The organism is Schaalia sp. JY-X159, assembly GCF_014525425.1.
Classification (GTDB): Bacteria; Actinomycetota; Actinomycetes; order Actinomycetales; family Actinomycetaceae; genus Scrofimicrobium.
Genome location: NZ_JACEXI010000008.1, coordinates 37,133 through 55,470, shown reverse-complemented (window position 1 = coordinate 55,470; position 18,338 = coordinate 37,133). Strand labels below are relative to the sequence as shown.

Genomic DNA, 18,338 nt, shown 5'->3' with positions numbered 1-18,338 from the left:
TTGGAGGCATGGCAGACGCGACCTTCACCAAACAAGCTGGCGCCACCCCGGGTCAGCCCCTCTATGAGGCGGCCGGGTTGGCGTGGTTGGCCGAGGGTGGTGCGCGCGTCCCAAAGGTGATCGAGGCAACCCGCACCAGGCTCGTCACCGAACGTATCGACGAGGCCGCCCCAACCGCCGAGGCCGCCCGCCAACTAGGCGCCATGCTCGCCCACCTGCACGCCAGTGGCGCCCCCTGGTTTGGCGCACCGCCGCCCGGCTATCCGGACCCTGTCAGGCACAATCCTGCAACCGGTTGGATGGGAGCCGCACCGCTGCCGCTCCTCACTGCACCGCCGGACAGTGCCGCAACACCGGAAACGGCCGGGCCGCCGGAAGATGCTGCTCCGCCGCAGAGCACCGGCTGGGGCCACTTCTACGCCAACTACCGCATCCGCCCCTACCTGGCCCGCACCTTCACCGCAGCCGAGAAAGCCGAGGTCGAAGCCCTCTGCGCCCTGCTTGAATCAGGCGCCCTCGACCACCCCCAACCCCAAGCGGTCCGCGAGGCCGGCTTCACCGCCGCCCGCATCCACGGCGACTTGTGGAGTGGCAACATCATGTGGGGGAGGAGCGGCCCAACCCTGATCGACCCGGCGGCCCAGGGCGGTCATGCCGAGGAGGACCTTGCCACCCTGCACACCTTCGGCGCCCCGCACCTGGCCCACATCATCGCCGGATACCACGAAGTCTCACCGCTAGCCCCCGGCTGGGAGCAGCGCGTCGGCCTACACCAACTGCACATCCTCACCGTGCACTGCTACCTGTTTGGCCGCAGCTACGTGCCGCAGACAATGGCGGCGGTCCGCGGCGTGCCCACCAGCGCAGCACTCACCTGACGAGCCTAACGGTGCGAGTTCGGCCTAACGGTGCGAGTTCGGCTCGATTTTGCCCAATATGACAGTGTTATCTGGGCCAAACTCGCTCCGTTAGGCGGGGGTGGACCAAACTCGCTCCGTTGGGCGGGGGAGTGCGGGCGGAAAGCTGCCAGCGAGGCAGACACCTTCTCTAGCGACCGACGTCACCGGACAGGGCGCTGGCAAGTTGGAAAGCTTTGGATCGTCACTATCTAGTGCATACAAATAAGGTCACCTAGGTGCGGGCGCGGTTCACGAGCGATTGCGCTGCCCGTCTCGCGCGCCGCAACTGGTCTGAGTTCATCGGATCATGCCCGTACCCTGCGCGAGTTTTCATCCCGATGAGAGTAGACAGTTGCCTCGATGCCGGCTTATCCACCTCTGCCAGCAACGTCACAGCCTGTGCGTGGTCTGAGCCTTTGGCGTGAAGTCCAAGTGCCGATGCGCATATTGCATCCGCTGCGGCAATGCCAGCGTGTACGTACAAGGTTACGGCGGCATCAGCAACATCGTTCTCGTTGTCAGCCAGGTCCAGTGCTTCATCAGCCACGCTCAAGAAGCTCTGGGCTTTCGTTAGGCGGCCTACAGCTACCGACTTGTCTGCAGGAACCGTGCGTTGCGCTCGCCTCGGTGACATCATGATGCTGCCTTGGCTCTTCTGGATGCCCGCCGCAACCAGGCCATATCTCCGAGGATCTCGATCCCCTCTCGCATGACTGAGTCAAAGATCGGCGCAGACGCGACCTCTCCTTCCCGATAGGTAAGTAGGCCGACTGTATTTCCAGTCCAGGTGAGCACACTGTGTGCGAGGTCAGAGAGCTGGTCTTCGGCCTGTTCCTCAGGCACTCCATCCGGGATCACGAAGAGCAAGTCAATATCGCTGTCATCACTCATGTCACCCCGAGCGGCTGAGCCGAACATAACCACGAGGGTGGGCTCGAAGCTAAACTGCTGCTGAACCGTCTCCCGGATGCGAGTAGTCAGCGCAGACTTCGCGTCGGCGACCATCAATACTGCGTTGATAAGAAGGTGGTCTTGATTCAGAGCATACCCACTGGTGTGTCCGGCGGCTCTTTCAGAAATGATGCCTTGACGAAGAAGCCTATCAAGCGATTTTCTGACGCCGCTCAGTGACCCGTGTTCTGGTAGCACGCGGTGAATCTGATCAGCGGTTAGATGGTCGCGAGAACGAGACAAAACGGTCAGGACCTGAGAGTCTAAACCTACCGGCGCGAGGGCCGCAAACGGGTTCTGTAAGCGCAATTTCTGCCCCTTCGCGTTGGTGGACCGTTACAGGCCACTACACCAAGGTGTATACGGGTATACACGTGTGCACACAAATATACACAAGAGCACACAAATGCACACAAAAGTACACAACTAGACACTGAAGTGCGTACTTGCACGCCATAGCCCGTTGCCGGACTCCGCTGTCGCCGCAGGGGCCCCGCGCACAACTCCCGCGGGGCCCCGCACCTGACACCTACTTCCGCGCCATCTCCCGCGCCGCCCGCATCCCAAACACCGCGGCCGGTGCAATGGTTGATCCCGGCCCGGGGTACGTGTTCCCCATAACGGATGCAGAGTTGTTCCCAGCCGCATACAGCCCCTCGATGACAGTGCCGTCCGAGCGCAGCGCCCGCCCGTCCTCGTCCGTCAGCACCCCACCCTTGGTGCCGAGGTCGCCGAGGACGACCCTGTAGGCATGGTACGGTGCCCGCTCCACAGCCCCCAGGTTGGGGTTAGGGTGCACGGTGGGATCCCCGTAGTAGCGGTCATACGCCGAGTTGCCACGCCCGAAGTCACCGTCGACCCCGGCCCGCGCGAACCCGTTGAATCGCTCCACCGTACCGCGCAGCACTGCCGGGTTGACGTTCATCTTCTCCGCCAACTCATCCAGCGTCTTCGCCTTGACTTCCAGCCCCGCTTCCTTGCGCGCCTTGTTCGCGCGCGGGTCCATCGCGAAGGTGCGGAAGTAGCGCACGACGTAGCGTGAGTCCATGATCAGCCAGTACGGGCCCTTCCCACCATCGACCTGCTGCATGTGGTGTCCAAGGTCAACGTAGGACTCCGATTCGTTGGCGAACCGCTTACCTTCCGAGTCCACCATCAGCGAGTACGGCATTGACCGCTCCCCAACAATGAATGACGGGCTGCCACCCGGGAAGGCCTCGATCGAGCCACCCCACCACGCGTCGTCCATCAGTTCCACTGCCGCCCCAGCCTTCTGCGCCAAGGTGATGGTTGCGCCGGTGTTGTACTCGTTGCCCGAGGGCGAGCCCTCAATCCCGTGGTACTTCTTACGCCACTCCACGTTGGACTCAAACCCGCCGGCAGCCAGCATGACGCCGCGACGAGCCCCGACCCGCACCTTCTTCCCCGCACGGTTGATGACTGCGCCAATCACGCGCCCGTCGTCCATGATGAGTTCTTCGATGGGGGAGTCCAGCCACAATGGCACGCCGAGTTTCAGCACCACGGCCTCCAGGAACGCCGTCGCCCATGCCGACCCGATCCCTGTTAGTCGCTTGCCGGTCACCACACCTCCGGCGCCGCGGAACACCAGTTGCGCGCCTCGCATGAAGCCCGAGGGCGTCGACCACGCGCGCCCCAATAACCACACGTCATCCGTCTTCGCGGGGAGTGGGACAGCGCCGAGCATCGTGTCCCACCACGACCCGATTCTCTTCGAGTCCAGCGGCTTGACCTCAATCCCGCGCCCGATCTTCCCGCCGGGTAGTTCCGGGTAGTAGTCGGGATAGTTGGGGGCGCGCACGAACTCCACCCCGTGCTTCTCCGCCGTATTGACGAAGTCGGCCACCCCATCCACGAACGCCGCCTGCCGCTCCGGTGATGCAGATTTCGAGGGCGTCCCAATCGCGGACATCATGTACTCGATGCCCTCTTCGCGAGAGTCCCCAACCCCATCCCTCTGCATCAGCGGGTTGTTAGGCAACCACATCCCGCCACCGGACATGGAGGTCGAGCCACCCCACTTTTCCGACCCCTCAACAATCACCGTTGACAGCCCGGAATCAGCCGCACCTAGTGCCGTTGCAAACCCGGCACCACCACTGCCGACGACGACCACGTCAAAGACTTCATCAAACTTGCCATCGAATTCCTCATCGAAGCTTTGCGCCATTACTTTTCTTCCCCCTTGAAGTTGAAGTGATACACCCACAAACTACCGGACAGTATTGTCCGGTCGCTATGCTTTAAGCATGACAAGCCGAACCGATGCCGTCAACCCCACAAGTAAGCCGGCGGATACCACCACCCGCAGCGCCCCAAAGCGCACTACCCCAAAGCGCACTACCCCAAAACGCGCCGCCCCAAAGCGCTCCACGCCAACACAAGCCAACCGCGGTCCTGCCGCAGCCGCAGAGAACCGCGCCGCCATCCTCAATGCCGCCCGCCGCCTTCTTGCCGAGCAGGGCTACGACATTCCCCTCTCCTTAATCGCCCGCGAAGCAGGGGTGAGCCAGGGCGTCATGTACCGCCACTTCCGCAGCCGCCTTGAACTTGCACTGGAAGTGTTTGAAGACAACTTCGTAGCAATGGAAGACATTGTTGAGAGTGGGGGAGAGCGCGCCATCTTCCAACTGTGGGACTGGCTGCTTGTCAAAGCCGTTGACGACGTGGGTTTCATTGAAGCCCTCCGCACAGCGCGGGCCGAGGTCGCCGACTACAACGGCGCAACCCGCTTGCGGTCCCAACTGGACATCGCATTGGATCGCGCCCGTAAAGCAGGCTTAGAAGAGGTCGGCCAACTGCAGGCCGAAGACTTAGCCCAAGCCTGGCGCATGGCCCACGGCCTAGTCATCACCAGCCGCGATGGCGAAGTGACACCGCAGTGGCTGGGTGAGATTCTCTCACTGGAGGCTGTGCGCCGCCTCCTCGGAAGGTGAGCGGGCATCTCTCGGACGCGTTGGGACGCCGACTTGTCGTGACTCAAGCCAAGTTGGACCTGCGGCCGCCAAAAGATGGTTACACTTATATCTGCAACCCATGTGTGTCAGGAGGAGGAAACCGTGGAGACACTTGCGATTGAAGACACGCGGGATCGTGTGGACGCCCGGAGGGTTCTAGACGCCATTCCGGAGGATCAAGAGGCGACGCTAGAGGTCCATGTGGGCAAAGATGAGGGCGGGGAAATCTTCTTATCTCCTGAGTTGACTCGCATAGTTCTAAGAACCTTGTCGGCACTTGCCGATGGTGGAACAGTATCGATTCGCGCAGTTCCGGAAGTTCTTTCCACCACTGAGGCGGCCCGCACCCTCGGGATCTCTCGCCCAACTCTAATGAAGATGGTTCGCGGCGGAGAGATTAGGGCGACGAAGGTTGGCACTCACACGCGGTTGCGGAATGACGATGTCCTAGAGTTCAGGGCCAAGAGAGAAGAAGACAGAGCACATGCGTTCATGGAGCTTCGTCGCCTTGAGGATGAGCTCGATGAACGCCATAGCACAGCCGGCTAGGTGTGACTTGCGATGACCGGGACGGTGCTTCCAGACGCCAATGTTCTATTTAGTAGAACACTGCGCGATTGGCTTTTCTTGCTCTCAAGTGGCGGTGAGCTCTACACCGTGCACTCAACGCCCGACATCTTGGCTGAGACGCTCTCACGGTACCGTGATCGCTTTCCTCACGTAACTGGTGAGGAGTTCGACAGATTAGAAACACATCTCAAGGAGCATCTGCACTCCGTGTTCAATCACTACAAGCCGCGCCCTTGCCCCATTGCGGATGAAGGTGACCACCACGTACATGCCGCGGCAGAAGACGGCGGAATGATGTACTTGGTAACCGCTGATCGAGGATTCCTAGACCTCCCGGAGAAAGTTACCGACGAGTTCTCTTACGAGATCACCTCGCCCGATGACTTCTTCTGTCTTGTTGACGATTCACAGCCGGCACTCGTCTGTGATGTTGCGTTACGACAGCTCCACTATTGGAGTTCCAAGCCGAGCAAGCCTAACTTGACTCTCGTAGATGCTCTCGAAAAATCAGGATGTCCGGAGTTTTCACGCCGCGTCGCCAAACACCTCAGTCAGCAATTGCGGATACCGATTGCAGGGAGTCGGCACCACTTGAAAGCTGATGCAAACAGCCTAGGGGTTGCGCCGGACACTGAACCGGCGCTAGCCCCACGGTCGGCTAGCCCCAGTTAACCCCGCCATCAGTAGAGCGCAGCACCGCATCCCCCGCCCACAGCCACACCACACCGCTACCGGTGCCAGCCAGAGCCGTCGCCCCAACTGAAGCAGCACTTCCAACGCAAGCGCTGGACTCAACGGCGTGCCCGGGATTGACCCGACTCACAAGTGTTCCAGCGCAGTCTGCCGCGCCGGTCTGCGCCACCAGGTAGGTGTCACCCGTTGCAGAAAGGGCTTCAGCGCCCGGGAATGCTTCGGACAACGTCCAGTTGGCTCCAGAATCGGAAGTGGTAGCAATCCGCGTATCAGAGCAGAGCACCGATGCCGCAGTTGCACTCAAACTTGCAATCCGCGCCGCCTCGCAAGGCAGCGCAACTGCGCCAACCTGGGGCACAAAAGCCGTAGCCGCATTACTGGGATCCAGGTGCCATGTCAGGTCTGCTCCACCTGCCACTGCTTCCCAGAAGTCGCCATAGCCATAGGATTGTGCCACCACAACCTCAGCGCAGTTTGAGGCGTTCTGTGCCACGACGTTGACGTAACCGTCAGCACCCGTGAGGATCCGATTCGGGGAACTCAACCCTGTAGCAGCCCCATCACCGTTGACTGTCCACGTCACTCCACCATCGCCACTGGTCTCTACCGTGAACCCAGCTTCAGGGCATGCGCCGCTGGTTGCGCGGTACGCCACATCGTTATCTTGCACACCCAAAACCCGACTGAGCGCGGGAACAGTCAGCACTGGTTCAGGAGCGGGAGTAACCTCGTCCTCGCCCTCTTCTGCGGGGTCCGAGGGCGCACCTTCCGATTGTTGATCATCCTGGGCAGAAGGGCTGTAACCTGGGGTTTCGCCCGCATTGAGGACCTGCCCACGGACACTATTGAGTGCCAAGACAGCCAGGATCACCGTCACAATCCCGATCGCCACAACCCCCACAATTGAGGTCCAGTTAACACCCTGTTCGCGGTTCATACTCAGTCCAGCACCTTCCGTTTGACGGCTCCACCGATATTAGTACAAGAACCATCCTTCAGGGCACTGCCGCTCCACATCCATAACGTTGTACTATCTGATCAGACAAACGCGGGTGGGAATGTGGGTGGTTCTCGTTTTGCGCACGTCATCTGGTGGGGGAACGTGCTACAAGTTGGCGTTCCCAACTTCACCACCAGAGGTCTAATGAATGGGGTTGGGAAACGTTGCTGGACTCAGAGCGCACCGCAGTACCTGATAAACCAAGCATTGACGAATCGAGGTTCCTCTACCTTATTCGTTCCTTCCCATTTGATGCAGTTGCGTGGGGGGTTTCCTTACCTCTGGCGATGCTGCTGAGGTTTGAGAGCCTGACAAGCGACGTCAGTTGGGGACACATTGGCTGGGTAATAGCACTTGCCATCGCCTTGCAGCTTTTCTATGGCTGGTTCCTCATGCTGTACCGAGGGCGTTACCTGCGTGGCTCATTTGAGAGTCTGCGAACCCTGATCTCAGTGACAGCGCTTGTCGGTATCACTATCTGGGTGTTAGATCTGATGTTCCCGGACTTCATCGGTATTCCCCGCACTGTTCCTGTCATCGCGACAGCCCTGGCAGTCCTCTTCATGGGCGGCATCCGCTACCTAGACAGGTACATCCGCCAGCGCCATTCCAAGCCGGACTCCACCGGTGACCCCGTTCTTCTTTACGGGGCCGGTCAAGTGGGGGACCACCTGGCACGCCAGATGATGACCGATTCAAATGGGTCGATTCGTCCGGTTGCCTTCCTTGATGATGACATCCGCAAGAAGCACCTCGTACTGCAAGGCGTTCCGGTGGCCGGGACACTTTACGATCTGCCTGACGTGGCAGAGGCAGCGGGTGCGACAACCCTCATTGTTGCGATGGGCGACCCGGGCACAGACGTCCTCAAAAAGGTTGAAGAGGCCGCTACACCACTGGGCATCAAAGTCCAGGTCACGCCCTCGATGGCTCACATGCTGGGTGAGGGAATTAGCTCCCATGACCTGCGCGACCTCAAGATTGAAGACCTTCTGGGCCGCGACCAGGTTGATACTGACGTTTCGCAGATTGCCGGCTACCTCAACGGGAAGACAGTGCTGGTTACCGGCGCTGGCGGCTCCATTGGCCAGCAGTTGTGTGTTGAGATCAATAAGCACGGCCCCGCCGAACTGATCCTTCTTGACCGTGATGAGACGGGCCTGCAAGCAACTGAGATCAACATTCGTGGCAACGGTCTACTTGATACGGACGAGGTCGTTCTGGCCGACATTCGCGACAGCGAAACCCTGACCGCTATCTTCCAAGACCGCAAGCCCGACGTCGTCTTCCACGCCGCAGCGCTGAAGCACCTGCCAATGCTGGAGCAGTACCCCAGCGAAGCCTGGCAAACCAACATCCTCGGCACCCTCAACGTGATCCGCGCTTGCGAGGCCGCGGGCGTTGAAACCCTGATCAACATCTCCACAGACAAGGCCGCGAACCCCACTTCGGTGTTGGGCTTGTCGAAGCGTGTCGCTGAACGCCTTGTGTCATGGCATGGCGGCCAGTCCAACCGTCGCTACCTGTCGGTGCGCTTCGGTAACGTCATTGGCAGCCGCGGTTCTATGCTTCCCACCTTCCGCAGCCTCATCGAAGCCGGTAAGCCGGTTACCGTCACTCACCCGGACGCCACCCGCTACTTCATGACCATCCCCGAAGCCTGCCAACTGGTCCTCCAAGCCGGCGCTATCGGTCGCATTGGTGAGGTACTGATCCTTGACATGGGTGAACCCGTCAGCATCCTTGACGTCGCAAACAAGATGATCGCCATGTCCGGCAAGAACCTAGAGGTGCGTTTCACGGGCTTGCGTGAGGGCGAAAAACTCCACGAAGAACTGCACAGCGACTTTGAAGTTGAGGTCGCACCCCTGCACCCCAAGATCAGCCACGCCCCAGTCCTGGGCCTGTGCCCCACAGACCTCGACAAGGACGCCTGGAACGACATGGTCGCCTACGACGCAAACCAGCGCTCACAAGAAGCACGCCGCATCGAGCTGGAGTCGATGGCCGCCGTTGAAGAGGCTGAGGGCGCATTTGATACTGAGCACGTGGACGCAGGTAAGGGCGTGCAGGTCTAGCTTTCGGTTGACGAATGGCGTTCGCTCTTGCTCTGCTTTCTTGCTGTGAGGATCCCAAACTCAATGGCCGTGATCTCATCCAAAGTGGGGAGAGCCTCTTCGAGGTCCAAGCCCCTGTACTGTTCCACCCAGTCAACAATCTGGGTCCAGGCCCACAGCTGCTTGCCCTGACCGTCAAGGTTGGCTTGGCCTATTGGAAACGATTGCAAGTGAGTCCATTTTCTAACTGCTTCCCGCGAGACGCCAATTCTCTGTGCGATCTGCGAGCTTCCGACGAGGTCGCGGTCCACATCTAAGAATGTGGCCGCGGGGAGCCTCTCTTGCAGCTCGCGCACGAGGCCTACCGCCTGTTCAACAACTTCTCCGTGCTCAACAAAAATCGACAGCCTACAAACCGGTTCAGAACCGGTAACAAGAAACGCTCCCAGCGTTTCCGTAAGAACGTCTTCAACAGCTTCGTTGTCGATCTGTAGATCGAGCACCCTTATAGGAATCTCAGTCATTTCTCTTCTCCTCGGCTACAGATGAGTCACCCGCCAGGCGAGCAAGACGGCTTAGTGAACCCTGCTGCTTAAGCCACGAATCTAGCAGTGACACCAACAACCGCAGCACAGGTCTCTTCGCCAAGCACTTCGCGGTTCCATTGCGCGAAGTCCACTAATCACCATCCATCAACATTGACCACAAGTGCAGGTCCCAGGAGAACGCGTCCGGGACACATAACGCTGAGTTACATGCGTACGCGGACCTGCATGATTCTGGGTGTGTCAGAGCAGCGGGAAACCTGTGCACATTTCCACGGTGATTCTAGAGTTCCCCCATCATGCGCCCAGGTTTCGAATGGCGCAATGTCCGATGAACTACTTTAGTCCGCCTCCTCGGCGCTAACCCAGTCCACGCGTGGCAGCAAGAGCGGCAGCAGGACCTCGCCGTTCAGGACCCGCCGTGAGAGGTCCATGATTTCTTGGCGTACGAACGGGTACAGGATCCTGATTCCGCATTCTGCGCCGTACTGTTCGATCAGCTCAGCAGAGAGTTCCTTTGCTGACCAACCAGGAGCATGGAAACGGGCTTGCACGGTTAGTTCAAGCTCTCCCTGCGGGAGCCCAACAAGTTCACCTGTGACTTCAATGGCAAAGTGCCCAGGATCCTCACCTTTTCCAACGCGCCAAGACACTGTTATATCGAATGCCCCGTCCCCATGAGGATCGTTCTCTTGTAATTCTTGGTCGTCGATGTATCTGGAGGCTTTCACCGTCATGGTTCTTATACTGATAAGTTCTGCTTCCGACTCCAGTGAGGCAAACAGACTCGTTCTGGCGCTCACGCGCCGACTCTCTTCAGTTGGGGCGTCGCCTTCCACGAGGGTCTCCTTACGATGGGCTGCACCTTGAGCCGTTGGTGGATCACTTCATCACTCCATAAGCCGCAAACGTCGCACTCAACAGAGGTGTTTATCCTCGCGCCGACTGCCACTGCATAGCGGAGCAAGGTCGACAGCGTCGGATTCGAGTCGTACCGCTCAAGAGTGGCCACCATTGGCTGGGTGACACCCATGCGCTCCGCCACTTGCAGTTGGCTTAGGTCTTGCCTCTTGCGCACCTGGACAAGTGAAGACAGCATCTGAAGTTGATCGTGGCGAATATGCGCAGCTCGTCGTTCGATGGATTCTGCGTCTTCGATGTTGTCCTGATCGTTCATAAACTAAACCTTATACTTCATTTGCACTAGCCACTTCCTATTTCTGAGAATGTGGCTGGTCTGTAATGAGCGCGGTGAATGCTCTGGAGGCCAGATCTATCTCGTGGTTCTGGGCGGCGCGTATTTCATCGGGAGAGCCTGCAGTGTCTTTCTCAAATGCTCTTAGCCCAAGTGCTTCATTCGGCCTGATGCTAGCCTCAATCTCCAGCAGGCGCACGGGAACCGTAAGCCGTCGTTGCACCCCCGCGTGCATTTCCAGTACAACAATGTCGTTCCAACGGAACTCGAACATTCGCCCTGGCGTTGGGCGAACAATCCTCCTGACCTCATCTGGGTCTTCCAGGGCTCCGATTTCGGCGCGCTCAAGGATTGCGCGGAAGACGCCTCTGGCAGTGCCGACCATATAGGGATTGCGTAGACGACCTTCTTTTCCAAAGACGGCCTCTTCGAGAGAGTCCAACGCTTCATCAATTGCGCGCGAAGTGTGGTCATAGCGGCGCCAGTGAAACGTGACTGTGGTTCCGCTCGCACAGTATGAGGAATGTCCAGGAAGCATATCTCGATGGTAAGTCGACGTTCCGACATTTTGGCTTCGGATGCCACAGGGCTCTGTGGAGCTCCCTAGTCTCTCCCGGTAGCGGAAGCTACGCCGCGGTATTCGCAGCTGAGGACCAGTGTTATGTCGCCCAGCGGGCAGGTATTCCTACTGCGGTCTTGCCCGACGGGACGTCCTTGGTCACGCATGCGCTTGCACCGATCGTGCAGCCGGTGCCCACAAACAGGCCCTGCAGGATAACCGCGCCAGCCCCGACCAGTGTGGTTGGTCCGACGTACACTTCGCCAGAGATAATGGCACCCGGGTTGATAGATGTGAACTCCGCAAGGTGCGTATCGTGCCCAATTGTTGCATTCGGATTTACGTGCACGTGCCTGTCGAGTTGCACGTTGGTAGAGATCTGGGCTCCTGAACACACGATCACGCCGGGTTCCACTATGTTGTCTGATCCGACTACCGCTTGAGGGTGGATCACTCCTTGTGCGTGAAGCCCTTCACGGTCTAACCGCTCAGCTATTTGCTTCTTCACCCGCGGGGAACCGATACCAAGCACGTAGGCTTCTGCTGGCCTGTTTGCGATAAGGAAGTCCAACCCGCCAAGCACCTCGTAATGACGGCTCCGCAGTCGATCAATGTTGATCGTTGATGGGTTGTCGTCGATGATGCCCACAACGTTCAAACGATCCTCAGGCCTTATGCACACGCGGTTGTGTGCTTCGATCACATCGAGGGTTTCCCGGCCGAAACCGCCAGCTCCAACAACGACAATGTCGGTCAATTTGCACCTTCGAACCGATGGATCGTGGCTTGACCGGGGTATGAGATACCTTCCCGGCGTAAGACTGTCAGCAGTGTTTGCAGCAAGATTCTCGCATCTGCACCCAAGGAGCGGTTGTCCACATATTCGACATCGAGTGCGAACGTCTCTTCCCATTCCAACCCATTGCGTCCGCTAGCTTGGGCAAGGCCCGTGATTCCGGGCCGCACCAGGTGGCGGCGCCTCTGTTCCTCTGTGTAGAGGCCCAAATACTCAACCAAGAGTGGGCGTGGACCGACCAGGCTCATGTCCCCCTTCAGAACGTTCCACAGGGAGGGGAGCTCATCGAGGCTTGATGAACGGAGCAGCTTTCCAAACTTCGTCAGGCGGTCCGCGTCTGTCACCAGGCCCTTCTCCAGGTCCACATCACGCATGCTGCGGAACTTGTAGAGGGTGAAGATCTTCTCGTCTTTCCCGGGCCGCTCCTGCTTGAACAGGACGGGGGAACCGAGGTTCTGTCGCACTGCCGCAGCCGTGACCACCATAATGGGCGCTGCAACAATCAGGCCAACGCTTGCGGCGGCGACATCCAGGAGCCTCTTGGTCGGAGCGTAGAAGCGTGATGGCTCAGCCACGTGCACTCTTCACAAAGTTCGTCAGCGTATCAACCACCAGTGCTCGCTGTTCCTTGGAGAGCGCAGATCCGCTCGGCAGGGTCAGGCCAGTCGCGAAGAGTCGGTCGCTGATGCCGTTGGTTATGGCGGGTACGCCCTCGAACACCGGCTGCAGGTGCATGGGCTTCCACAGCGGTCTGGTCTCAATGCTGAGTTCTGCTAGAGCTGCGGTGAGCTCAGCGGGGGAGAAGCCCGCTGCGTCCTCATCCACAAGGATCGCGGTGAGCCAGCAGTTGTCTTCCTTCTCGTCCTCATCATCAATCTGGGTCTGAAAGACGGTGACGCCGGGGACGTCCTCGAACAACTCCTTGTAGAGGGCGCGCATCTGCCGGCGACGCCCGATCATCTCGTCGAGGCGGGAGAGTTGGGCGCGTCCCAGGGCAGCCAAGATGTTGCTCATACGGTAGTTGAAGCCGATGTCGACGTGCTCGTAGTGGGCGACGGGCTGGCGTGCCTGCGTTGCCAGATAGCGGACCTTGTCTGCAAGTTCCTTGTTGTCGGTCAGGAACATGCCACCACCGGATGTGGTCATCACCTTGTTGCCGTTGAACGACAGGATTGCCGCCTCACCGAAACTGCCGGCTGGGTGGCCGTCGAGGCTGGCGCCGAAGGACTCGGCAGCATCCGAGAACACCGGGATGCCGTACTGATTGGCTAGTTCGATGATGGCCGGGTAGTCTGCCATCTTTCCAAGCAAATCCACGGGGATGATCGCTGCGATGTGCTTGCCCTCGGCAGTGAGCTTCTCCAATGCTTTGGCAAGGAGCGCGGGGTCCATGTTCCCGGTCTCGTCACAGTCCACAAAGTACGGCTGCGCACCGGTGTAGGTGATGGCGTTGGCAGTTGCCGCGAACGTCATTGATGAGGTGACCACGGTGTCGCCCGGTCCAACACCCATAGCGAGCAGGCCAAGATGGAGGGCGGCAGTACCGGAACTTAGCGCCACGGCGTAGGCGCGGCCTGTGCGGGCAGCGACCTCGTCCTCGAACGCGTCCACCTCCGGACCCAAGGGAGCGACCCATCCACCGCGGAGGGCTTTCTCTACGTACTCTCGTTCCAGTTCCCCAACGTCGGGGGATGACATGTAGATACGTTCTGCGGCTGATGGTTGCACGGTGTTACCACTACTCCACGTTCTTTGGTGAGGCCAGTTTGGTCACGGGTTCAGCTTAGGTCGGGTAGGGGGTGCGGTGATCGCCGCGGGTAGTTATCTTGGACATAGGCAACATGACCGTGTGATGGAACGGGAGTGGTGGCTAATGACGGATTTTGGCCCATTCTCGGTGGAGCCTGCTCAGCGATGCGTGCATCGCTTGCCCGTCTAACCCTCCACAGGTACTCTTGATGTGTCAAGAGTTAGGAGGCCGGGGTGCTGATACGGGACCTTGCGCCAGCTTTCACGCTTGAGGACGCCCGCGCAGCGGGCTTTACCAAGGATCAGGTGTATTCCTTGCTGGAGCGGGACGAGATCGAGCGCGTTGGGCGGGGGCTCTATGTCCGCCCGGAAGTGCTTCAGCCTGCGCTCACCATGCTTGCCGCGGCAACCGCACTCCGCGAAGACGCGACGCTATGTCTGACGAGCGCCCTCGTGCATCACGACCTCAGCGACGCGATCCCGTTCACTTCCGACATCGCGTTGCCGCGCGGAACGCACCATCCTGTCGGGCTCTCGAACGTGAGTTGGCACAGCTTCGACCCTGCCACCTTTTTGATCGGGCGTGAGCATGCGGACGCAGGAGGAGGGGTCAAAGTGGCGATCTACTCCGCAGAGCGGAGCATTGTCGATACTTTCCGGCTCATGCATCAGGAGGGCAGCGATGTTGCATATGAGGCGCTTCGGCGTTGGCTGAGACGACGAGGGAACTCACCAGCAGGTCTTCTGAAGGTTGCGGGCTCGTTCCCCAAAGCGCTTCCTCGGATCCGGCAAGCGTTGGAGGTGCTGCTGTGACTCCACCATCTCCTTCCAGAGACACCCCAGCGGGGCGCGCGTACAACGATCTACGCAACCTCGCCAGAAGACAGAACCGCGACCCTGCGGAGTACATCACCCTGTACGCGTTAGAAGCATCCTTGCTGTCCCTCGTGACGATGGTCTGGAATTTGACCTCGACTCCATTCGTGGAGAGCAAATCCGTGACGAAGCTGATTACAACGGTGTGCGAGTCAAGATGACTGCACGGCTGGCGACAGCGCAGGTCCCACTGCACATCGACGTGAACTTCGGGGACCCCATCTGGCCTGCACCCACAGAGGCTGTCCTGCCGCTACTTTTGGGTGGCACGCTGCGACTCCTGGGATATCCGGACCACATGGTTCTCGCGGAGAAGATCGTCACCGCGCTCGAACGAGGAGAGCAGAACACCCGTTGGCGAGATTTCACTGACATCGCGGCCATTGCCCGCTCCCGAACCGTCGATGGTGCGGACCTTCAGGAAGCAATCGGCGTTGTCGCACGCTACCGGCAGGTTGAGCTGGAGCCGCCTGGTCCGTTGCTGGCACAGATGCCCGCGCTTGCGCAACGCAAGTGGGAAGTTTGGCGAAGGAAGCAGAGGCTCGAGCAGTCAACCCCAGCGAGTTTTGCTGACCTGCTCGCAACATGTTTGGCTTTCGTCGAGCCGGTCCTCGCAGGCAGTGCAAACCAATTGCAGTGGAACCTTTCTTCCCAGGCTTGGGAAGAGCCGACCTTGGCAAGTACTGAGCGCGAGCTTGAGGGTTCGTTGAGCCGAGGAGTTTGACGCAAGATTGCGTATACGCAAATAGGGGGAGTGGTGATGATGGACGCCGCGACAATTATTCGGCGAGTCCGCGCGCTCGCCGGAATCACCCGCAAGGAGCTTGCGCAGCTCGCGGAAGTCTCCCCGTCAACAATCAGTCGAATCGAGCGGGCAGAACTCGACCCGACCTGGGGGATGCTTTCCCGAATACTGGAGGCTACCGGTTACCGGATCAGCGGAAATTCTCTTGTCTCCGCGGGTGATCCAAGTGCCATTGCCGCCGCCAGGTCGGTCCTGCAGTCTGTTCTTGTCGGGCCATACGCGGATGCTCTTTCCTCGCTTGGAATCGGCTCGGCCTCCTTGGGAGAGCCCATAGGACGAGAGGCTCGGAGTTTGGGACTGGCATTTGATGAAGAGATGGCCTCAGCGGTGGAAGCTGCACCGGGGTCAACTGCCGAAGATGCCACGGAGATCGGCCGATGGATCACCCGATGGGTTCGCGCTGGTTGGCTCTCCGACCCGGCAAGCGCGGACCACATGGTGACGCTCGCCGTATCTGCTGGCAACGCCGGCAAGATCACCAGACGCGATGTTGCCCGGCGAACCGTTGTCGCAATAGACGGCTGGCGCCCTCTTGCCAAAGGACTAGGCAAAGCCGGAATCACCTACGCAGTCTCGGGGCTTCTGGCCGCCCGCGACGATCGCGCCACGGCAACATTGACCAGCCCCGTGATCTATGTCGAAGATCCAGCCCAAGCCGTGGAAGCTTTAGATCTCAGAGAAACGAACCCCGGGGAAGGGGTACTCCTGATCGCTTCAACAGGCTCAGAATTAGAAGGTGCCGAAACCGATAACGGCATTCAATTCGTCTCGCGCGTGCAAGGCGTGCTGGACGCATTCGCCGGGTCCGGGAGAGAACCAGACAAAGCAGAAGATATGCTCCGTCATCTCCTGGCGGCCATGCGGTCATAGAGGCAACAAGGGATGTGCCAGCCCTACCGCCAGACGGCACGATGCATGACGGCGACTGCTGTTGATTGTCTGCTCCGCCGCCCTCGAGTCCTGAACCTTCTGACGGCATGGGGTTTGCGCCAGACACTGGTGGTACGAACTGTTATCAGGTACGGTTATCTGTATACGATTCATAACAGGAGGTGCCTGAGATGCGCGCGATCACGCCTAGCACGCCGACCGGGACAACCCGTAGCGCTCTATACCGCGGCGCCAAAACGGGACAGTGGCAGCGAATCGCGCGCGGCATTTATCTGCCGGCCGACGCGTCACCTATGGATTGGGACCAGATGGAGGCCTCCATTAGGCGATCAGATGCCACTATCTGCCTGCTATCGGCGCTCGCGCATTACGATTTCACCGATACCATCCCCAACGCCCTAGACGTTGCAATACCGCGGGGTGTCCGCACCCCTGTAACGCGGGGCTCGATCAGGTGGCATCACTTTGACAAGGACACTTTCAACTTGGGACGGGAAGACATGCTCATTCCAGGGAGTGAGCAGATCATCGGTATCTACAGCCCCGAACGCACCATCGCAGACTGCTTCCGATTGCGTTCCATCGTTGGATATGAGACTGCGCGTGATGCTACGAAAGAGTGGCTGCGCCGCGGAGGGAAACCAGCCAAGTTGATGCACATCGCCAGCCAGCTTCCGCGCGCAAAGTCTCCCGTCCTCAACGCATTGGAGTTTCTGGCGTGAATGCTGACGAAGTTTACCGAGAGATTCAAAAAGTCGCGCGCGGCGATGCGGCAAGGTTCGGTAATCCTGTGGCCACACAGGAATATCTAACCAGGCACGCCCTCGAATCATTCCTTTACCGCCTGGGTCGCACGCCACACGCACCCGACTTTGTGCTGAAAGGTGGACTTCTGCTCGGCGCATACGGCGTGCGCCGTCCCACGAGAGACGCCGACTCGAATGCGATCAGCGCGAGTACAACACCTGCTCACCTTGAGCAGGTCATACGTGACGTTGCCGATGTCACCGTCGACGACGGCGTCACGTTCGACCTCGACAGCATCAACGTCACCGAGATCCGCGACGACGCCGAGTACCCCGGCATGCGCCTTCGTGTGAAGGTCACGATCTCAACATGGAAGGGCACTGTGTCATGGGACGTCTCGACCGGAGATCCGATTGTTCCCGCTCCACGCAAAGTCACCCTCGACCGCATTCTCGGCGAACCGATCACCCTCATCGGCTATGCGCCCGAATCAACCGTGGCAGAGAAGGGCGTCACTATCCTTGAACGGGGCATCACGAGCACCCGATGGCGAGACTACGTTGACATTGTGACTCTCGGCGATGCTGGCCTTGAAGGCGAGGCACTTACTCAAGCCGTGCGCGCGGTGGCGGCTCACCGTGGCGTTGAATTGCAGGCCATTGGTCCTGTCGTTGCGGGGTATGGCACCCGCTCGCAGGCGAAATGGTCGGCCTGGCGGCGCAAGGAGGGTCTTACCGCGGTGTGTGAGGAGAATCTGGACGATCAGATGGTGCGTATCGCAGCGATCCTTGACCCGGTATTCGATACGCAGAGGGCGTTCAACACGGAAAGCAGCAACCCGAGCGCCCCTGCGTGAACGGTTCTGTAGAAGACGTGATCTGATCGAGCACCCGAATGGAGGCGGTTCCGGTACGGGCGCGTATGGTCCACGCAGCCACGCATCTACCAGTCGCAACTCAAGGTGAGGTAGACAGAGCCAAAGGACTTGTCGATGTCCGCACGCGCCACAGCGAGTCCTTCTCACGGG

21 protein-coding genes are annotated in these 18,338 nt (G+C 59.5%); 10 read left to right on the top strand and 11 right to left on the bottom strand.

Translation table 11 applies throughout. From position 1 onward, the window contains the following. The first annotated feature begins 8 nt into the window (after positions 1-8). The gene (locus tag IDL90_RS11165) at positions 9-878 is read left to right on the top strand and encodes a fructosamine kinase family protein (RefSeq protein ID WP_187995511.1); all 870 of its coding nucleotides are present in this window, start codon (positions 9-11) and stop codon (positions 876-878) included. A 253-nt stretch (positions 879-1,131) separates the two neighbouring features. Here the strand turns inward: IDL90_RS11165 and IDL90_RS11160 are convergent, their stop codons facing one another. The 3 genes from IDL90_RS11160 to IDL90_RS11150 form a co-directional block, all read right to left on the bottom strand. Next, on the bottom strand, positions 1,132-1,536 hold the full coding sequence (locus IDL90_RS11160; RefSeq protein ID WP_220458788.1) for a hypothetical protein: 405 nt from the start codon (positions 1,534-1,536) through the stop codon (positions 1,132-1,134). Further along, positions 1,533-2,048, bottom strand: a complete 516-nt coding sequence (locus IDL90_RS11155) for a nucleotidyltransferase domain-containing protein (protein ID WP_223175328.1) — start codon at positions 2,046-2,048, stop codon at positions 1,533-1,535. The genes IDL90_RS11160 and IDL90_RS11155 overlap by 4 nt, the downstream gene beginning before the upstream one ends. Before the next feature lie 331 nt (positions 2,049-2,379). Continuing rightward, the gene (locus tag IDL90_RS11150; protein WP_187995507.1) at positions 2,380-4,041 is read right to left on the bottom strand and encodes an FAD-binding protein; all 1,662 of its coding nucleotides are present in this window, start codon (positions 4,039-4,041) and stop codon (positions 2,380-2,382) included. Positions 4,042-4,120: 79 nt separating this feature from the next. Between IDL90_RS11150 and IDL90_RS11145 the strand changes: the two genes are divergently transcribed. The 3 genes from IDL90_RS11145 (at position 4,121) to IDL90_RS11135 (ending at position 6,070) form a co-directional block, all read left to right on the top strand. Next, a complete protein-coding gene (locus tag IDL90_RS11145) occupies positions 4,121-4,807 on the top strand; it encodes a TetR/AcrR family transcriptional regulator (RefSeq protein ID WP_187995505.1) in 687 nt (228 codons plus the stop codon). 123 nt (positions 4,808-4,930) lie between these two features. After that, positions 4,931-5,377, top strand: a complete 447-nt coding sequence (locus IDL90_RS11140) for a helix-turn-helix domain-containing protein (protein ID WP_187995503.1) — start codon at positions 4,931-4,933, stop codon at positions 5,375-5,377. A gap of 12 nt (positions 5,378-5,389) precedes the next feature. Next, positions 5,390-6,070 (top strand): PIN domain-containing protein, encoded by a 681-nt coding sequence (locus IDL90_RS11135; protein ID WP_187995501.1) that lies wholly within the window; start codon positions 5,390-5,392, stop codon positions 6,068-6,070. Here the strand turns inward: IDL90_RS11135 and IDL90_RS11130 are convergent. After that, a complete protein-coding gene (locus IDL90_RS11130; protein ID WP_187995499.1) occupies positions 6,057-7,028 on the bottom strand; it encodes a hypothetical protein in 972 nt (323 codons plus the stop codon). The genes IDL90_RS11135 and IDL90_RS11130 overlap by 14 nt on opposite strands. A gap of 227 nt (positions 7,029-7,255) precedes the next feature. On the opposite strand from IDL90_RS11130, the gene IDL90_RS11125 reads away from it, so the two are divergent. After that, positions 7,256-9,169, top strand: a complete 1,914-nt coding sequence (locus IDL90_RS11125; protein ID WP_223175327.1) for a nucleoside-diphosphate sugar epimerase/dehydratase — start codon at positions 7,256-7,258, stop codon at positions 9,167-9,169. Here IDL90_RS11125 and IDL90_RS11120 read toward each other — a convergent pair. From IDL90_RS11120 to IDL90_RS11090, 7 genes are all read right to left on the bottom strand, one after another. Further along, on the bottom strand, positions 9,166-9,672 hold the full coding sequence (locus tag IDL90_RS11120) for a hypothetical protein (protein ID WP_187995496.1): 507 nt from the start codon (positions 9,670-9,672) through the stop codon (positions 9,166-9,168). The two genes, IDL90_RS11125 and IDL90_RS11120, sit on opposite strands and share 4 nt — an antisense overlap. A 362-nt stretch (positions 9,673-10,034) precedes the next feature. After that, positions 10,035-10,430: a hypothetical protein gene (locus IDL90_RS11115; RefSeq protein ID WP_187995494.1), complete on the bottom strand. Its 396-nt coding sequence runs from the start codon at positions 10,428-10,430 to the stop codon at positions 10,035-10,037. 62 nt (positions 10,431-10,492) lie between these two features. Beyond that, positions 10,493-10,870 (bottom strand): helix-turn-helix domain-containing protein, encoded by a 378-nt coding sequence (locus IDL90_RS11110; protein ID WP_182142359.1) that lies wholly within the window; start codon positions 10,868-10,870, stop codon positions 10,493-10,495. A gap of 37 nt (positions 10,871-10,907) precedes the next feature. Then, complete coding sequence (locus IDL90_RS11105; RefSeq protein ID WP_182142360.1) at positions 10,908-11,426, bottom strand: hypothetical protein; 519 nt, start codon at positions 11,424-11,426, stop codon at positions 10,908-10,910. 121 nt (positions 11,427-11,547) lie between these two features. Further along, on the bottom strand, positions 11,548-12,204 hold the full coding sequence (locus IDL90_RS11100) for an acetyltransferase (RefSeq protein WP_223175326.1): 657 nt from the start codon (positions 12,202-12,204) through the stop codon (positions 11,548-11,550). Further along, positions 12,201-12,818 carry a sugar transferase gene (locus IDL90_RS11095; protein WP_316930326.1) on the bottom strand — a complete coding sequence of 206 codons (618 nt, stop codon included), beginning with the start codon at positions 12,816-12,818 and terminating at the stop codon, positions 12,201-12,203. The genes IDL90_RS11100 and IDL90_RS11095 overlap by 4 nt, the downstream gene beginning before the upstream one ends. Beyond that, complete coding sequence (locus IDL90_RS11090) at positions 12,811-13,971, bottom strand: aminotransferase class I/II-fold pyridoxal phosphate-dependent enzyme (protein ID WP_223175325.1); 1,161 nt, start codon at positions 13,969-13,971, stop codon at positions 12,811-12,813. The genes IDL90_RS11095 and IDL90_RS11090 overlap by 8 nt, the downstream gene beginning before the upstream one ends. Before the next feature lie 255 nt (positions 13,972-14,226). Between IDL90_RS11090 and IDL90_RS11085 the strand changes: the two genes are divergently transcribed. The 5 genes from IDL90_RS11085 to IDL90_RS11065 all read left to right on the top strand — a co-directional run bounded on the left by IDL90_RS11085 (position 14,227) and on the right by IDL90_RS11065 (position 18,167). Continuing rightward, positions 14,227-14,805, top strand: coding sequence for a type IV toxin-antitoxin system AbiEi family antitoxin domain-containing protein (locus IDL90_RS11085; protein WP_223175324.1), 579 nt, complete (start codon positions 14,227-14,229; stop codon positions 14,803-14,805). Continuing rightward, complete coding sequence (locus IDL90_RS11080; RefSeq protein WP_187995490.1) at positions 14,744-15,592, top strand: nucleotidyl transferase AbiEii/AbiGii toxin family protein; 849 nt, start codon at positions 14,744-14,746, stop codon at positions 15,590-15,592. Before IDL90_RS11085 ends, IDL90_RS11080 begins: the two co-directional genes overlap by 62 nt. Positions 15,593-15,628: 36 nt before the next feature. Beyond that, positions 15,629-16,543 (top strand): helix-turn-helix domain-containing protein, encoded by a 915-nt coding sequence (locus IDL90_RS11075; protein WP_187995488.1) that lies wholly within the window; start codon positions 15,629-15,631, stop codon positions 16,541-16,543. A 191-nt stretch (positions 16,544-16,734) separates the two neighbouring features. Further along, positions 16,735-17,286 carry a type IV toxin-antitoxin system AbiEi family antitoxin gene (locus IDL90_RS11070; RefSeq protein ID WP_187995486.1) on the top strand — a complete coding sequence of 184 codons (552 nt, stop codon included), beginning with the start codon at positions 16,735-16,737 and terminating at the stop codon, positions 17,284-17,286. Continuing rightward, positions 17,283-18,167, top strand: a complete 885-nt coding sequence (locus IDL90_RS11065; RefSeq protein ID WP_187995484.1) for a nucleotidyl transferase AbiEii/AbiGii toxin family protein — start codon at positions 17,283-17,285, stop codon at positions 18,165-18,167. The genes IDL90_RS11070 and IDL90_RS11065 overlap by 4 nt, the downstream gene beginning before the upstream one ends. The last annotated feature ends 171 nt before the right edge of the window (positions 18,168-18,338 follow it).

Excerpts from the sequence above, each read along its gene's own strand:
- IDL90_RS11075 (WP_187995488.1), top strand. The coding sequence starts at position 15,629 with ATGATGGACGCCGCGACAATTATTCGGCGAGTCCGCGCGCTCGCCGGA.
- IDL90_RS11120 (WP_187995496.1), bottom strand. The coding sequence starts at position 9,672 with ATGACTGAGATTCCTATAAGGGTGCTCGATCTACAGATCGACAACGAA.
- IDL90_RS11145 (WP_187995505.1), top strand. The coding sequence starts at position 4,121 with ATGACAAGCCGAACCGATGCCGTCAACCCCACAAGTAAGCCGGCGGAT.
- IDL90_RS11150 (WP_187995507.1), bottom strand. The coding sequence starts at position 4,041 with ATGGCGCAAAGCTTCGATGAGGAATTCGATGGCAAGTTTGATGAAGTC.
- IDL90_RS11110 (WP_182142359.1), bottom strand. The coding sequence starts at position 10,870 with ATGAACGATCAGGACAACATCGAAGACGCAGAATCCATCGAACGACGA.
- IDL90_RS11135 (WP_187995501.1), top strand. The coding sequence starts at position 5,390 with ATGACCGGGACGGTGCTTCCAGACGCCAATGTTCTATTTAGTAGAACA.
- IDL90_RS11115 (WP_187995494.1), bottom strand. The coding sequence starts at position 10,430 with ATGACGGTGAAAGCCTCCAGATACATCGACGACCAAGAATTACAAGAG.
- IDL90_RS11160 (WP_220458788.1), bottom strand. The coding sequence starts at position 1,536 with ATGATGTCACCGAGGCGAGCGCAACGCACGGTTCCTGCAGACAAGTCG.
- IDL90_RS11070 (WP_187995486.1), top strand. The coding sequence starts at position 16,735 with ATGCGCGCGATCACGCCTAGCACGCCGACCGGGACAACCCGTAGCGCT.
- IDL90_RS11105 (WP_182142360.1), bottom strand. The coding sequence starts at position 11,426 with ATGCTTCCTGGACATTCCTCATACTGTGCGAGCGGAACCACAGTCACG.
- IDL90_RS11165 (WP_187995511.1), top strand. The coding sequence starts at position 9 with ATGGCAGACGCGACCTTCACCAAACAAGCTGGCGCCACCCCGGGTCAG.
- IDL90_RS11130 (WP_187995499.1), bottom strand. The coding sequence starts at position 7,028 with ATGAACCGCGAACAGGGTGTTAACTGGACCTCAATTGTGGGGGTTGTG.